The organism is Flavobacterium soli DSM 19725, assembly GCF_000422705.1.
GTDB lineage: Bacteria > Bacteroidota > Bacteroidia > Flavobacteriales > Flavobacteriaceae > Flavobacterium > Flavobacterium soli.
Genome location: NZ_AUGO01000006.1, coordinates 114517 through 131235, shown reverse-complemented (window position 1 = coordinate 131235; position 16719 = coordinate 114517). Strand labels below are relative to the sequence as shown.

General features: G+C 31.0%; 15 protein-coding genes and 2 pseudogenes. All 17 read left to right on the top strand.

Features of this window, described 5'->3' with window-relative positions:
- Window positions 1-83: 83 nt before the first annotated feature.
- Window positions 84-422, top strand: a complete 339-nt coding sequence (locus tag G508_RS20545) for a DUF6660 family protein (RefSeq protein ID WP_084625949.1) — start codon at window positions 84-86, stop codon at window positions 420-422.
- 95 nt (window positions 423-517) lie between these two features.
- Window positions 518-4867: a CusA/CzcA family heavy metal efflux RND transporter gene (locus tag G508_RS0107945; RefSeq protein WP_026704814.1), complete on the top strand. Its 4350-nt coding sequence runs from the start codon at window positions 518-520 to the stop codon at window positions 4865-4867.
- Between the two features lie 11 nt (window positions 4868-4878).
- On the top strand, window positions 4879-6168 hold the full coding sequence (locus tag G508_RS0107940) for an efflux RND transporter periplasmic adaptor subunit (protein ID WP_026704813.1): 1290 nt from the start codon (window positions 4879-4881) through the stop codon (window positions 6166-6168).
- A gap of 40 nt (window positions 6169-6208) precedes the next feature.
- Window positions 6209-6538, top strand: coding sequence for a heavy metal-binding domain-containing protein (locus G508_RS20280; protein WP_035694404.1), 330 nt, complete (start codon window positions 6209-6211; stop codon window positions 6536-6538).
- Window positions 6539-6552: 14 nt separating this feature from the next.
- A pseudogene (locus tag G508_RS20400) lies at window positions 6553-6891 on the top strand (MerC domain-containing protein); the annotation flags it as partial.
- A 51-nt stretch (window positions 6892-6942) separates the two neighbouring features.
- Window positions 6943-7161, top strand: a complete 219-nt coding sequence (locus G508_RS20395; protein WP_026704812.1) for a GDCCVxC domain-containing (seleno)protein — start codon at window positions 6943-6945, stop codon at window positions 7159-7161.
- 31 nt (window positions 7162-7192) lie between these two features.
- Window positions 7193-7549 (top strand): hypothetical protein, encoded by a 357-nt coding sequence (locus tag G508_RS19515; protein ID WP_051197510.1) that lies wholly within the window; start codon window positions 7193-7195, stop codon window positions 7547-7549.
- 53 nt (window positions 7550-7602) lie between these two features.
- Window positions 7603-8472, top strand: a complete 870-nt coding sequence (locus tag G508_RS0107920) for a bestrophin family protein (protein ID WP_026704811.1) — start codon at window positions 7603-7605, stop codon at window positions 8470-8472.
- Between the two features lie 51 nt (window positions 8473-8523).
- The gene (locus tag G508_RS0107915; protein WP_026704810.1) at window positions 8524-8931 is read left to right on the top strand and encodes a SpoIIAA family protein; all 408 of its coding nucleotides are present in this window, start codon (window positions 8524-8526) and stop codon (window positions 8929-8931) included.
- Between the two features lie 27 nt (window positions 8932-8958).
- Entirely contained in the window at window positions 8959-9426 is a 468-nt protein-coding gene (locus tag G508_RS0107910) for an MgtC/SapB family protein (RefSeq protein ID WP_026704809.1), read from the top strand.
- Window positions 9427-9778: 352 nt separating this feature from the next.
- Entirely contained in the window at window positions 9779-11842 is a 2064-nt protein-coding gene (locus G508_RS0107905) for a heavy metal translocating P-type ATPase (RefSeq protein WP_026704808.1), read from the top strand.
- A 132-nt stretch (window positions 11843-11974) separates the two neighbouring features.
- The gene (locus G508_RS0107900; protein ID WP_026704807.1) at window positions 11975-12328 is read left to right on the top strand and encodes a hypothetical protein; all 354 of its coding nucleotides are present in this window, start codon (window positions 11975-11977) and stop codon (window positions 12326-12328) included.
- Window positions 12329-12403: 75 nt separating this feature from the next.
- Window positions 12404-12742: a hypothetical protein gene (locus G508_RS0107895; RefSeq protein WP_026704806.1), complete on the top strand. Its 339-nt coding sequence runs from the start codon at window positions 12404-12406 to the stop codon at window positions 12740-12742.
- A gap of 65 nt (window positions 12743-12807) precedes the next feature.
- Entirely contained in the window at window positions 12808-15033 is a 2226-nt protein-coding gene (locus G508_RS0107890; RefSeq protein WP_026704805.1) for a TonB-dependent receptor, read from the top strand.
- A 95-nt stretch (window positions 15034-15128) separates the two neighbouring features.
- Window positions 15129-15212: pseudogene (locus G508_RS20595) on the top strand (cadmium transporter); the annotation flags it as partial.
- Between the two features lie 59 nt (window positions 15213-15271).
- A complete protein-coding gene (locus tag G508_RS0107885) occupies window positions 15272-15649 on the top strand; it encodes a hypothetical protein (protein WP_026704804.1) in 378 nt (125 codons plus the stop codon).
- Between the two features lie 192 nt (window positions 15650-15841).
- A complete protein-coding gene (locus G508_RS0107880; protein WP_026704803.1) occupies window positions 15842-16717 on the top strand; it encodes a DUF3347 domain-containing protein in 876 nt (291 codons plus the stop codon).
- Window positions 16718-16719: the final 2 nt, after the last annotated feature.

The following is a 16719-nucleotide window of genomic DNA, read 5'->3' as shown; positions in this document are numbered from 1 at the left end:
CTAAACAAATTACGAGTGGCTTTTATAAAACGTTTTAATTGAAATTTAACTATAATAATAAAAAAAAAACTATTTTTGCAATTGTGAAATTGTTAAACTTCATATTATCGATCTATCTGGTGGCACTTTCGTGTCTGCCTTGTGTTGATATGGAAGTTAATAGTGTCGCTCATAAAGATACTCACCAAGTAGTGAAAACCACTCATGATCACGGTAATCATTCGCACGATAAGGAAAATGATCTTTGTTCCCCATTTTGCAATTGCAATTGCTGTGGTTCTCAAATAGTAAGTTATTTTAAAGTTATAACTTTCAATTTTTCAGTAGTTTCAAAAGAAATTACAACTCAGTTAACATCTTACACCTCTAAATTTACTTCTAATTTCTACGGAAGTATCTGGCGACCACCTCAAATAGTATAATGATGCCCGAGTAATTTCGGGTCAATAAGTTGTGCCTTTTTAACAACTTAAAAAAGATAACAGTTCTCTGTTTATTAATTCATTATACAATAAAAATGTTAGATAAAATAATTCATTTTAGTATCAATAATAAATTCATTATTGGACTTTTTACTCTCGTATTAGTTATCGTTGGTAGTTATTCTCTTTATACTTTACCAATCGACGCATTACCAGACATTACAAACAACCAAGTACAAATAATTACCAGTTCACCTACTTTGGCAACGCAAGAAGTAGAACAATTTATTACATATCCCATTGAACAATCCGTTAAATCAATTCCAAATATTGTTGAACTTCGTTCTATAAGTCGTTTTGGCTTAAGTGTAGTAACTGTTGTTTTCAAAGAAAAGGTGGATATTTATTGGGCAAGGGCTCAAATATCAGAACGCATTAAAGAAGCTGAAAACACTATACCAAAAGGAGTTGGAACACCCGAAATGGCTCCGGTTAGTACAGGTTTGGGTGAAATTTACCAATATGTTGTATTTCCCAAAAAAGGATATGAAGAAAAATACAATGCAACCGAATTAAGAACCATACAAGATTGGATAATAAAACCTCAATTAATAGGTACAAAAGGTGTTGCAGAAGTGAATACGCTTGGCGGAAATCTGAAACAATATGAAATTGCAGTTCAGCCTGATAAGCTGAAAAGTATGAATACTACAATTTCCGAAATTTTCGATGCATTAGAAAACAACAATGAAAACACAGGCGGTGCATACATTGACAAAAAGCCTTATGCCTATTTTATTCGTGGTGTGGGTATGGTTAATGGCATTGAAGATATAAATAAGATTGTAGTTAAAAATCAAAATGGTATTCCTATTCTTATTCGTGATGTTGCCAAAGTTCAAATTGGTAGTAGCATCAGATATGGTGCAGTTACAAAAGATGGAAAAGGCGAAGAAGTATCAGGAATGGTAATGATGCTTAAAGGCGAAAACAGCGGTGAAGTTGTTAAGGTTGTAAAAGAAAAAATGGAGCAAATCAAGAAATCACTTCCAGAAGGTGTAGCAATTGAGGCGTTTATGGACAGAACTGTTTTGGTCGAAAAAGCTATTAGTACTGTTCAAACCAATCTTATAGAAGGAGCATTAATCGTAATCTTTATTTTAGTATTGCTACTTGGAAATTGGAGAGCAGGTTTAGTTGTTGCCTCCGTTATCCCATTGGCACTATTATTTGCTATTTCAATGATGAAACTTTTCGGAGTTAGTGGGAATTTAATGAGTTTAGGAGCAATTGACTTTGGATTAATTGTAGATGGTGCCGTGATTATTGTAGAAGCCATTATACATCGACTTCAAGTAAGTAATAAAGGAAAACTAACAACTAAACAGATGAATGATGAAGTATATCAAGCATCTTCAAAAATTAGAAGTAGTGCCGCTTTTGGTGAAATAATAATCCTAATCGTATATCTACCTATTTTAGCATTAGTTGGTATCGAAGGTAAAATGTTTGGACCAATGGCGCAAACAGTATCATTTGCCATATTAGGTGCATTTATATTATCACTAACATATGTTCCGATGATGTCTGCCTTGGCTTTAAAAAAAGAAACAGGACACAAAAAGAATTTTAGTGATAAAATAATTGAGGCAATTTACAATTTCTATTCACCCATTTTAGAAAAAGCATTACGAGTTAAAGCTGCAATTATTGGAGTAGCTATTACATTGTTTATAGGTTCGATATTTTTATTTAATTCATTAGGTGGTGAGTTCATTCCCACACTTGATGAAGGTGATATTGCAACACATTTAATCATCGCATCGGGTAGTTCTTTATCACAAGAAATAGAAGCTACCACAAAAGCAGAACAAATTTTAAGAGCAAAATTTCCCGAAATTAAAATGATTGTAACTAAAATTGGTTCTGCAGAAATACCTACTGATCCAATGCCTATTGAAGCTGGAGATATGATTATTCTCTTAAAGGATAAAAGCGAATGGACATCAGCAGAAACCAAAGAAGAATTAATGGAAAAAATGGAACACGCTTTGTCTGATATTCCAGGTGCATTTACAGAGTTTTCTCAACCTATTCAAATGCGTTTTAATGAGTTGATGACAGGTGTAAGAAGTGATGTTGCAGTCAAAATTTTTGGTGACGATATAGAAATGTTAGTTAGCAAAGGTGAAGAAGTTGTGCAGTTAATTAATGGTATTGAAGGTGTTTCAGATGTTAAAGCTGAACGTGTTGCAGGTTTGCCACAAATAACAATTCGATACAATAAAGACAAATTAGCACTTTATGGATTAAAAATTGGTGACTTAAACAAAGTAGTCAGAATGGGATTTGCAGGAGAAACAGCAGGTGTTGTTTATGAAGGCGAAAAACGTTTTGATTTAGTGGTTAGATTAGATAATGATAGCAGAAAAGATATTGAAAACCTAAAAGCTTTGTTTGTAACCTTACCATCGGGTAATCAAATTCCATTAGAACAAATTGCAGATGTAAAATATGAAGATGGTCCAATGCAAATTTCTCGTGAAAATGGTAAACGTAGAATTGTTGTTGGTTTCAATGTTCGTGGCGCTGATGTAAAAACAGTTGTAGAAAATATTCAAGCTAAATTAGATCAAAAACTAAAGCTTCCAGAAGGATATTACACTACTTATGGAGGTCAATTTGAAAATCTTATCGAGGCTAACAAACGACTTTCTGTTGCCGTTCCAGTAGCATTAGGTTTAATTTTAGTATTGCTTTATTTTACTTTTAAATCAATCAAACAATCTCTATTAATATTTACTGCTATTCCATTATCTGCAATTGGCGGTATTATTGCCCTTTGGTTACGAGATATGCCATTTAGTATTTCGGCAGGTGTTGGATTTATTGCTCTTTTCGGTGTAGCTGTACTGAATGGTATTGTTTTAATTGGATATTTTAATGAACTTAAAAAACAAGGTATGGACAATGTGTATGACAGAATAAAAGAAGGTACTAAAGTAAGATTAAGACCTGTTATATTAACTGCTGCCGTTGCTTCACTTGGATTTTTACCAATGGCAATTAGTAGTAGTGCTGGTGCTGAAGTTCAAAAACCATTAGCAACTGTTGTTATAGGTGGATTAATAACAGCTACTTTACTTACTTTAATTGTCCTTCCAATTCTGTATTTATATTTTGAGAAAGGCATAAAAATTAAAAGAAAAACTATGAATAATTCGGCTTTAGTAATTACCTTTTTGTTTGGGATATTTGGAGCAAATGCACAAGAAACTCAAAAGCTTGATTTAAAACAAGCACTTGAAATGGGTTTGAAAAACAATCAAAGTATTCAAGCTTCAGAATTAGAAGTAAAAATGCAAACACAGTTGCAAAAAACAGCATTTGAGCTTCCTAAAACGGAATTGTCAGGAACATTTGGACAAATAAACTCACAAGCTCAAGATAAAAATTTTGGTATTAGTCAAAGTTTTAATCCATTTCAAATAAGTGCTAAAAGAAGTTTACTTAAAGAGTATAGTAATGCAAGTGCAACTAAATTAGGAGTTGCAAAACAAGAAATAACTTATTCTATTAGACAATCTTGGAATACATTGTTGTTTTATGAAAAACAAAATGCAGTTTTAGAAAAGCAAAATGCTGTGATGCAAAAATTTGTAAAGTCAGCCAATCTGAAATTTCAAACAGGTGAAACAAATGCTTTAGAAAAAACAATTGCATTGGCGAAACAACAAGAATTAGAGCAAAAAATAAAGCAAAATAAAACACAAATCGCCATTGAAAAATCAAAACTAAAAGCAATTTTAGATTTAAAAACAGAATTTATCGCAACGGACACTTCATTTGTGCCGTATCCCGCTATGGCGAAAGTTGATAGTTCAATGGTAAAACAAAACCCAATTGTTCAATTAGCAGATCAACAAGTTAAAATTGCAAAAGCCAATCATAAAGTAGAAAAATCAGCATTGTCTCCAGATTTTTCAATAGGTTATTTTTTGCAATCTATAACAGGTATTCAAGATGTAAGCGGAACACCAACATATTATAATAGCACACCTCAATTTCAAGGTGTTGTAGTTGGTTTGTCTGTTCCAATATTTGCAGGAAGTAGTATCGCTAGAGCAAAATCTGCAAAAACAAATATTGAACGAGAACAGAAAAATGCCGATTATATAAATCAGCAATTTAAAAGCCATTTAGAACAACAATCTGAGCAATTAGTCACGTATGCTTCTTTAATAGATTATTATAAAAATACAGCGATGCCAAACGCTAATTTAATAATTAAAAATGCAACAAAAGCATATCAAAATGGTGATATTTCTTATGTAGAATATGTTCAAAGTTTAGAAACAGCAAGTCAAATTCAATTAAATTATAGCGAAGCGATTTATAATTACAATCAAACTATAATTACAATTCAATACAGTATCAATCAATAATAAAAAGTAAAATGAAAAAATCGAATATAATATATGCATCAATAGTAGGAGCAATAATCCTTGCTATTATTTTATATTTTTCTTTGCGTCATACTGAAGGCGATGGACACGTACATACAGATGGTGAAGCTCATACAGAAGAAAGTCACTCTGAAGAAAAAGAGCCAACAGCAATTAAAGAAGTTGAATTAAATGAAGCTCAGTTTAATGCATCAAGTATAGAATTAGGTACTTTTTCAGATAAAAATTTAAGTGAAGTAATTAAGGCTAACGGCTATACGAAGTTGCCACCACAAAATCAAGCGGATGTATCTGTTTTTACTACAGGAATTGTAAAAACAATAAATGTAATCGAAGGACAAAGAGTAAGTAAAGGACAAACTATTGCTACAATTGAAAGTCCTGAATTTACTAAAATTCAAGAAGCATATCTAACTTCAAAAAGTAATTTAGAGTTTCTAAAATTAGAATTTGAAAGACAAAAAACATTAAGTGATGAAGAAGTAAATTCTAAAAAAGTTTTTCAAAAAACTAAATCAGATTATGAAATTGAAAGAGCAAGGTTTAATTCATTACAAAAGCAATTGAACACTTTGCACATTAGTGGTAACGGAAACACAACGGCTTCAGTTTCTGTAATTGCTCCAATTTCAGGAAATATTACAGAAATTCACATCAAAATTGGTAGTAATGTTGAAGCAGGTAAACCCTTAATGAATATAGTCGATAATTCTAAATTACACGTAGATTTATTAGTGTACGAAAAAGATTTATTCAAAGTAAAACAAGGTCAAAATGTACGTTTTATTTTAACTAATCAAAATAATACAGAAATCAATGGAAAAATATTTAGTGTAGGTAAATCATTTGAAAACGAAACAAAATCAGTTGCAGTACACGCAGATATTTCAAATTTTCAACAAAAATTAATTCCAGGAATGTATGTAAATGCTCTTATTGATGCTGGAGCAAATACAGTTAAAGCTTTACCAACAGAAGCAATTATAAAGGCAGATGGAAGAGAATTTATTTTTGTTTTAGAAGAAGGTCACAAAGAAGAAGTAGCACACGACGAAAAGGAAGGACATAATCACGAAGATGGTGACAAGCACGAAGAAGCAGAAGGAAAAACATTCCATTTTCAACGCATTGAAGTAAAAGCAGGAACTTCACAATTAGGATTTACACAGGTAACGTTACTTCAAAAAATAGAACCAAACGCAAAAATAGTTTTAAAAGGTGCTTATTATATACAAAGCCATTTGATAAAAAGCGAAGGCGGTGGTGGTCATGAACATTAGCAGTATTCAATAATAATTAACATAAATAAATCATAGTATCATGAAAAAATCAATTTTAATTATGGTTTTTGCCATAATAACATTAAGTACAGTTTCTTGTAATAAAAAAGAAAAAATGGAACCAACAACCGAAAAAGAAGAACACGAGCACAAAGATGGCGAAACGCACAAAGTTGCTTATGAATGTCCAATGAATTGTGAAAAAGACAAGATATATGATGAAAAAGGAACTTGTCCAGTTTGTAAAATGGATTTAATTGAAGCAAAAGCAGATAATCACGAAGGACACGATCATTCAAAAGAAAACCACGACGGACATAATCATTCAAAAGAAGGTTCAGAAGAAAGTCATGAAGGACATAACCACTAATTAGTTTAATTATAATGAAATTAAACTCAAATATAGATAAATTAGGTACAATAGGGCTTTTTATTACAGCCCTGTTTTCACCTTGTTGTTTTCCTTTATTTGCCTTTGGAGCATCCGCACTTGGATTAGGTAGTTTTGAGCTTTTTGGAGGATTGACAATGTGGATTTTTCAAGCGATGGTTTTAGTTTCAATTGGAGGACTTTACATTTCTTATAGGAAACATCTTTGTTTGTATCCTTTATTAATTGCTATTCCGAGTGGAATAATGATTTTTTTCGCTTATTATTTTAGTGAAATGGAAAATCCAACTTATTTAATTTATATTGGAATGTTTGGTCTTCTTATCGCAACAATCGTAAATTATTATCGAAATAAATTGCACAGAAACTGTAAAACTTGCACAATCTATGAAGGAAAGACGGTTGAATTAAAATCAACTTTAACTTGTCCCAATTGTGGACATAAAAAAGAGGAACTAATGCCAACTGATGCTTGTCAATATTTTTATGAATGTGAGAAATGCAAGAAAGTACTCAAACCATTAGAAGGTGATTGTTGTGTTTATTGTAGTTACGGTTCAATAAAATGCCCACCAATTCAAGCAGAGAAAAACTGTTGTTAAATAGAAAATTAAATAAAATAAATTTATAATTATGAAAAATTCAATTTTAAAATCATTAGTCTTAGCTGTATCATTATTTTTCTTTTCAAATTTTGTTTCAGCACAAAAAACTACTCAAAAAGTTGTTATCAAAACTTTTCTTCATTGTGATCATTGCAAAGAATGTGAAACCTGTGGTTTGAAATTCAAAACTGAAATGCTAAAAATAAAAGGGGTGAAAATGTATGAATTAGATGATAAAGCAATGACTTTTACTATTTATTACAATTCAAAGAAAACAACTTTACAAGAAATTAAAGAAGGTATTTCTAAATTAGGTTATGATGCAGATGAAGTTAAAGCAACAGTAGAAGGAATTGCGTCTTTGGATGGATGTTGTAAAGCTTAGCTTTTTATAAATTGTATGATAGTAGTAGAAAATTTCAATCAAAATTTGAATAAATGCTGTTAAATAAGAGAATATCAATTTTCACATTTTTAAAACAAATAAAATTTGATATAACTGCCATTTTAATTTATGCAATAGTAATTGGGATTGCGGATCAATATGGTTTTCTTTCAAAAATAGAAATTCCTATTGGCGTAAATGCCATTATTGGAACAGCATTATCCTTGCTGTTAGCTTTTAGAACGGCGCAGGCATACGAAAGATGGTGGGAAGCAAGAATAATTTGGGGTGCAATTGTAAACGATTCGAGAACTTTAATACGTCAAATTAAGCAATTTTTACCTGAAGAAAATACTAAAATTGTAGAAGAATTTGCTTATCGTCAAATAATTTGGTGTCATGTATTGGGTGAAACATTACGAAAATTAGCTTATTCAAAAAAAGTATATGATTATGTTAAAGAGTATAATTTATCAGAAAAAAACATACCAAATGCAATAATTAATCAACATAGTGAAGCACTATCCAAACTCGATATTGGGGATTTAAAGCAAATACAAATTGACAATACGTTAAGTAGATTGTGTGACGCAATGGGAAAATGTGAGCGAATTAAAAATACCGTTTTTCCAAAATCATATAGTTTACTAGTTCATTTTTTAATTTATGTTTTTGCAACACTTTTACCTTTTGGATTAGATGATAAATATGTCATACTAGAAATATTTTTGACCGCTTTAATACCAATTATATTTATTGCTATTGAAAGAACTGCGATCATATTACAAGATCCATTCGAAAATGTTACTACCGACATACCAATGACAAATTTAGCTATAACAATAGAAATTAATATTAAAGAGTTGATAGGCGATAAAGATTTACCCATTCAAGAAAAACCAAAATCGTTTTATGTTATGTAATTCAATAGTTATTTATTACATAAAAACCATTCTAAACTTTAGAGTTGAATTATGTTACAGATTTTAGATTTTACCGGAAATAATGTTATTGCAACTACAGCCAATGATTTTTTAGGCATAAAAGATTATGAAAAAATCCATCCTTTTATTCATAATATTATCAAAACTGGAAAAAAAGTACGCTGGTATTTTGAAATGGATGATGGGTCAAGTACAAATTCTACGGGATTTTGGGAAGATGGTATCATTGAAATTAATTATGGTAACATGAAGTTCACACATTCAGATGATATAGAAACTATAGCTATTGTTGGGGAAAAAAAATGGGAAAAGTGTATGATGGCAATTATGAAACCATTTGCAAATGCTAACTTGAAGTATTTTGAACTATCAGATAAAGCACAAGCAAAAGAATGGATTATAAATGAAATCAATAATGATGAAACTACAACAAAATAATATTAATTTAAATTTATACCCTTAAGTATGGATGTTACGGTAGAATTAATAATTGTTTCCAAGCTCATAATTTCATTCCTATTAGGAGCATTTATTGGTTTAGATCGAGAAAAACATGGTCACGATGCTGGAATAAGAACTTATGCTGCCGTTTGTATTGGCGCAACTTTATTTACTGCAATAACAGCCCATTTGGTAAAAAGCCCAGCGGATACCTCAAGAGTAATCGCAAATATTGTTACTGGTGTCGGTTTTCTTGGAGCAGGAATAATTTATCGCAATTCCAGCGCAGGAACATCACACGGTTTAACAACAGCAGCAACAGTTTGGTGTACATCAGCAGTAGGAGTTGCTGTTGCTTTAAATATGTTTATTATTGCAATAATAAGTGCTTTTGCTTTGTGTTTTTTACTTTCATTACACCATCAAAAATGGTACATAAAATGGAAAGAAAAAATGATTCGTAAACACGGAGAAGACAATGAAAATGATTAATATATTTGAAGAAAGAGTTGCAAGGTAATGCTTTTAAAATAGACAAATAATAATATCATGATACCGTAGTTTAGGTACATGGAAAAAAATAATCAACATACTATTTAATTTCAAATAGTATTAACCGCCAGTATTAGTGGCACAAAAATTGCCCTACATGTACAATAATAATAACATAAATATTTTAAAAAATGAAAAACAGACTCAATTGTTGGAAATGTGTCTTAATGCTTTCTGCCTTAACTGGATTAATTGTAAGTTTTTCGGCATAACATTTCGCAGATAAATCATGTATAGGTTGTAAATAGTAACTAACTATTTGCAACCTTTTTTTAATTAAACAAGTCATAATATGATAAATTCAGACCAAAAACACCAACACATCTTCGATGCTCATGGAAAACAGCTTTGTTGCACACAGGAAGAAAAAATAAATGCAGTTGCAAACAAGCAATTAAAAAAAGAGCACAAAGAAATGGGATGTTGTGCTACCGATGAACCAACGAAAGAAACACATAGCGACGATGACGGTCACGACCACTCAAACAGTACTGATAGCACTTTCAAAATGTTTTTGCCAGCAGGCATTAGTTTGGTTTTGTTATTAATAGCCATTGGTTTTGATAATTACTTTCCGCAAACTTGGTTTACAGGTTGGGTACGAACTATATGGTATGTTGTTGCTTATGCACCAGTCGGTTTTCCTGTAATAAAAGAAGCCTTTGTCGCTATAAAAAAAGGAGAAATATTTTCAGAATTTTTGTTAATGAGTATTGCAACCATCGGAGCTTTTGCAATTGCAGAATTTCCAGAGGGTGTTGCCGTGATGCTGTTTTATGCTGTTGGCGAAGTCTTTCAAACACTTGCAGTTCAAAGAGCCAAAGCAAATATAAAATCCTTACTCGACCAAAGACCAGATGAAGTTACTATTTTAGAAAATAATGTAGCCAAAACAATCAAAGCAGCAACCGCTAAAATTGGCGATATTATCCAACTCAAAGCAGGAGAAAAATTAGGTTTAGATGGCGAATTACTTTCCGATACAGCTTCATTTAATACAGCAGCACTTACAGGTGAAAGTAAACCCGACACCAAAGCAAAAGGCGAAACGGTTTTAGCAGGAATGATAAACTTAAATTCGGTTTGTCAAGTAAAAGTTACAACCGCTTATACCGATAGTAAACTGTCAAAAATACTTGAAATGGTGCAAGATGCAACAGCAAAAAAAGCACCAACTGAATTATTCATACGCAAATTTGCCAAGATTTACACACCAATTGTGGTGCTTTTAGCCATCTTAATTTGTGTAGTTCCAATTCTTTTTGTAGATAATTATATTTTTAGAGATTGGCTGTATCGTGCCTTGGTTTTCTTGGTTATTTCGTGTCCTTGTGCTTTAGTTATTAGTATTCCGTTAGGATATTTTGGCGGAATTGGAGCTGCTTCTAAAAACGGAATTTTATTTAAAGGAAGTAATTTTCTCGATGTAATGGCTACTGTTCAAAATGTAGTAATGGATAAAACAGGCACAATGACCGAAGGTGTTTTCAAAGTACAAGAAGTAGTTTTTAATTCCGATTTCAATAAAGACGATATACTACAAATGGTCAATGCTTTAGAAAGTCAAAGTACACATCCAGTCGCAACAGCAATTCATCAGTTTGTTGGAAAAATTGATAGTACTATTGAACTAAAAGAGGTTGAAGAAATTTCAGGGCATGGTTTAAAATCCCTTGTCAAAGGAAAAGAATTATTAGTTGGTAATTTCAAACTAATGGATAAATTTTCTATTAAATATGATATTGATCCTACAAGTATTGTTTATACATTAATCGCAGTAGCTTACGATAAAAAGTTTGTAGGATATATAACCATTGCCGACAGCATTAAAGAAGATGCACAAATCACAATAGATAAACTAAAAGCACTAGGTATAAAAACCATAATGTTAAGTGGCGATAAAAATACCGTAGTGCAGTTTGTAGCAAAATCACTCGGAATTACAAATGCTTTTGGAGATTTACTTCCCGAAGACAAAGTGAATAAAGTTAAAGAAATCATTGCTAAAAATGAAACGGTAGCATTTGTCGGCGATGGTGTAAACGATGCACCAGTAGTAGCGTTAAGTAACGTAGGAATAGCAATGGGTGGTTTAGGAAGTGATGCCACAATCGAAACTGCCGATGTAGTTATTCAAGATGACATGCCTTCAAAAATTCCAATGGCTATCAATATTGGCAAACAAACCAAGAAAATTGTTTGGCAAAATATTATTTTAGCATTTGCTGTAAAAACAATAGTTTTAGTACTTGGTGCAGGTGGTTTAGCCACAATGTGGGAAGCCGTTTTTGCCGATGTGGGTGTGGCTTTATTGGCAATCTTAAATGCGGTAAGAATACAGCGAATGAAGTTTTAATTTATTATTTTAAAAAACTTTTGCATTTTAAAAACATTTATAAAAAAATATGGGATTAACACTAAATTATAGAAAAAGGTTGCTTAAAAATAAACTATTTAACGCCAAAACACTGTATATTTACCAATTATTATGAAACATATAATATTAATATTATCATTTACAATTTTATTTCTTGCTGTAAAGCCAGGAATAGATGTTATTTTGTTGCAATATAATATTAGTAAGCAATGTTGTAATAGCGAATGTTCATCAACGAAGTTCAATAAAAAAACTGCTGAAAAGGAAGAACAAAACTCTAAAGAAAAAAAAGGAAAGTCTTGTAATCCATTTCAAAATTGCAATAATTGCGTTTTATACATTGCATCAAATGTTTATTATAAGTTTTCAAAAACTAAAATTTTAACCTCACAAAATTTTAGTTATAAAACAAAATTTAATTCTCAATTCAAACCTGATTTTTGGCAACCGCCTAAAATTGTTTAACAATCTTAAAATCTTATTTTATTCTGATATAATCAGAGTAAATAGTCATTGTTAACAATTTAAAAAATCAAAAAAATGAAATTCTTAAAATCATTAGTTTTGGTAATCTCTATGTTGATTGCCACAACAAGCGTTGCGTTTGCGCAAAAAACAATTCAAAACTCCGATAATACAAAAGCAATTGTGGTAAAAGTCAAAGGAATATCGTGTTCAATGGACTTAAAAATGATTTCTGCTAATGTAGAAAAATTGAAAGGTGTGAGCAGCTGTATATCAGGGAAAATGGGAACAACTTCTTCTTTTCAAATAACGTTTAATCCTTCATTAGTTACTGAAATCGAAATTCACAAAACCATTGAAAATACTGGTAGTTGTGAAAATCCTGAAGAAAAAATCTATAAAATAAAACAGTAAACAAATAGTAAGGTAACGGTTTATTCAGTCGAATAAATCTTGCCTTATTTTAAAGAAAACAAACAATGAAAAAATATATATTCATTGTTGGTTTGCTGTTTCCGTATGCGCTGTTAGCACAAACTATTTTAGGAAAAGTAACCAACGACAAAAAAGAACCTCTCAATGGAGCAAGCATTCATTGGCTTGACACGGATTTAGAAACCTCTACAGGCGACAAAGGAGAATTTGAAATTTCAAGTAAAGACATTAGCAATAAAAAATTAATTGCAAGTTTTGAAGGACATTCATCTGATACAATAGAGATAACCAATCAAACATTTGTAGTTTTCAAGTTAAAAAAAGAAAACATATTAAATGAAGTTGTAATAAAGAAAAATAGAGAAAAAGCTACATTATCAAACTTGATTGCTATTAAAACAGAAATCATTACTCAAAAAGAACTGGGTAAAGCCGCTTGCTGCGATTTGGCAGGTTGTTTCGAAACGCAAACTACGGTTCAGCCTCAAACAACTAATGTTATAACAAATTCTAAAGAACTTCGCATTTTAGGACTGTCAGGGATTTACAATCAAGTTTTAATTGATGGCTTCCCAATGATACAAGGGTTATCATACACGTATGGCATTAGCGGAATTCCAGGAACATTAGTTGACAATATCTATGTTTCAAAAGGAGCGAATAGTGTTTTGCAAGGATTTGAAAGTATAAGCGGACAAATAAATGTTGAAACAAAAGATCCAGACACAACAGACAAGTTATTACTTAATGCGTATATCAATAATTTTGAAGAAAAGCATTTAAATGCTAATTACGCGTTTAAAAAAGCGAAATGGTCTAATCTTACCGCATTTCATACAGTGCAACCAGCAAATAAAATTGACAGAGATAAGGATAATTTTTTAGATTTACCGCAATTGACACGTTATATGATTTCTAATAAATGGAAATATGGTAATGAAAAAGATTGGGGTTGGAGTAGCAAAATTGGTTTGAAATTTCTAAATGAAAAAAGAATAGGTGGTCAAACATTTTATAATTCAGAAAAAGACCAAGGTAGTAATTCCATTTACGGCCAAACGGTCAATATTAATCAACCTGAATTTTGGGCAAAAACTGCTTATAAATTTAATGATGATAATAAAATCACACTTTTTACATCTTCATTCTTTCAAGACCAAAAATCATATTTCGGAACTGTAAAATATAATGCACAGCAAACGAACTTTTATAGCAATCTGCAATACGAAGTGAATTATTCTCAAAAGCACTTATTAAAAAGTGGTATTAGTTTTCGATATTTAAAACTAAATGAAAATATTGGTTTTACAGATACAACTTTGCCAAGAACTTATGCAGGTAATTACATTAGAAATGAAATCATTCCAGGAGTATTTTTAGAAAATTCGATGAGTTTTTTAAAAGATAAAATAACTTGGATTGCTGGTATTCGTGGCGATCAACACAACCAATTTGGTTTTACTATTACTCCAAGAACTTTACTAAAATATGACCTTACACCCAAAACAACTTTTCGAGCTAGTATAGGAACAGGATGGCGAACAGTGAATTTGTTCAGTGAAAATATTGGGTTACTAGTCAGTTCAAGGGACATTGTTTTTGCAGAACAATTAAGACCCGAAAGAGCGACTAACTTTGGGGTCAATGTAACTCAAAAATTTGAAATCGAAAATCTTTCAGGTTATTTCAGTGCAGACTATTACAGAACAAACTTTAAAAATCAAATTTTTCCTGATTATGATAGCGACCCAACAAAAGCAATAATTAAAAATTTTGATGGTAAAAGTGTAAGTAATGGTTTTCAGGCAGAATTGTATTTAAAAATCTTGAAACGATTTGAATTTAAAATTGGGTACAACTTTTTAGATGTTTATAGAGAAGTAAATGGAAATAAACAACTCTTACCATTTAATCCTCGAAACAAAGTTATAACAACTTACAGTTATAAACCATTAACAAATAAATTTCATTTCGATGTAAATATTCATTGGTATGGTGAGCAACGTTTACCTGATACAAAATCTAATCCTGTAGAATTTCAACGACCATATTTTTCGCAGCAATACACATTAGTAAATGCTCAATTTACTTATAAATTTAAAAAGTTTGAAGTATATTCAGGTTGTGAAAACATTTTTAACTTTCGTCAAAACCAACCTATTATAAGTTGGCAAAACCCATTCAGCCAATACTTTGATACTTCATCTGTTTGGGGACCAACACGAGGTCGTGAAATATATGCAGGAATTAGATTTAGAGTTTTAAATTAGAAAGTCTAACTATTAAGTTAAGTAATTCATTTATCTCAATAAATTTTATAGTAATATGTAATTGAAATATCTTAGATTTTGGAAGATTTAGTTAAATGTGGCAAGCCGTTTTTGCCGATGTAGGCTTAGCGTTGTTGGCAATATTAAATGCAGTTAGAATACAGAGAATGAGATTTTAACATCAATTTTAACATAAGGCAATAATTTTTAGCTAAATTTGTACTGTTTTAATAAATAAATGAAAAAATACCACATCATAATTGTAATTTTATTAGGCATGCTCCTCATGCCTAATACTGCTATGGCTTGTGGTAAAAGTTCAGAAAAGACTTCGTGCAAAAAAGAAATTTCATCCAATAAAGCAGAAAAAAAGAGTTGCTGCGGTGATGATAATTCAAAAGACAAAGACCATAAAGGTTGTAAAGGCAATTGTGGTCACTCAAAATGTGGTTGTTCTTCAACGTGTCCAACTTCTTCGGTAAGTTTTTTATCTGAAATTAATTTTAAAAATTACATGTTTAGCTATTCTTCAATAGAGAAAGTTAAATTTTCATACACAACACCATCAATCTCTGATGGGTTTTATTCCATTTGGCTCATTCCTAAAATAAGCTAAATCCAAATTTTGACAGCCATAAGTGTGTCAAATTCATAGCATTTTGCTATCCAAACCAAAACAGTTTTAGAAAACATTTTGCTACACTATTATCGTGTTGCAGTATAATTTATCTTATAACTGTAATTATCTCAAATTTATTTTATCAATCAATCAAGGTAAATCACTTTGATTACTAATACCTTATTTAAAATGAAAAATTCATTTATAAAAATAATGGTAGCGGCTGTAATGTTGCTATCTACTGCTATCAATGCACAAATAAAAAATTCAAAAACAGAAAAAGTTAAAGTTTATGGAAACTGCGGTATGTGCGAAACCAAAATCGAAAAAGCAGGAAATATCAAAAAAATCGCCAATGTCGATTGGAATAAAGATACCCAAATGGCAACTTTAACATACGATGCTAAAAAAACTAATCAAGACGAAATTCTAAAAAGAATTGCATTAGTTGGTTACGATAGTGATAAATTCCTCGCTCCAGATGATGTTTATAATAATCTTCACGGATGTTGTCAATATGAAAGAGTAGCAAAAGTTCCTATAAAAGAAGTAACAACAACAGCTGTTACAGAAACCAACAACCACGATAGTCATGCCAATCATTCAGATATGCCACAAATGACTTCTCAAAAAGAAAATCAGTTAAAAGCGGTATTTGATAATTATTTTTTATTGAAAGATGCTTTAATTACTTCTGATGGTACTAAAACAGCTTTAGCTTCAAAAGAACTTTTAGCTGCTGTAAACAATGTCAAAATGGACAAACTCGAAATGGAAGTTCACATGGTGTGGATGAAAGTTGTAAATCTAATCAAAGAAGATGCTGAACATATTGCCGATACCAAAGACATCAAACACCAGCGCGATCATTTCACTTCACTATCCAAAGACATTTATACATTAATCAAGGTTTCTAAATATGAAACTGCTGTTTACTATCAGTTCTGTCCTATGTACAATGATGGTAAAGGTGCTAATTGGTTAAGCAAAGAAAATGCAGTCAAAAATCCGTATTACGGTTCCATGATGTTAAGTTGTGGTAAAACAGTAGAAATAATTAAATAAGT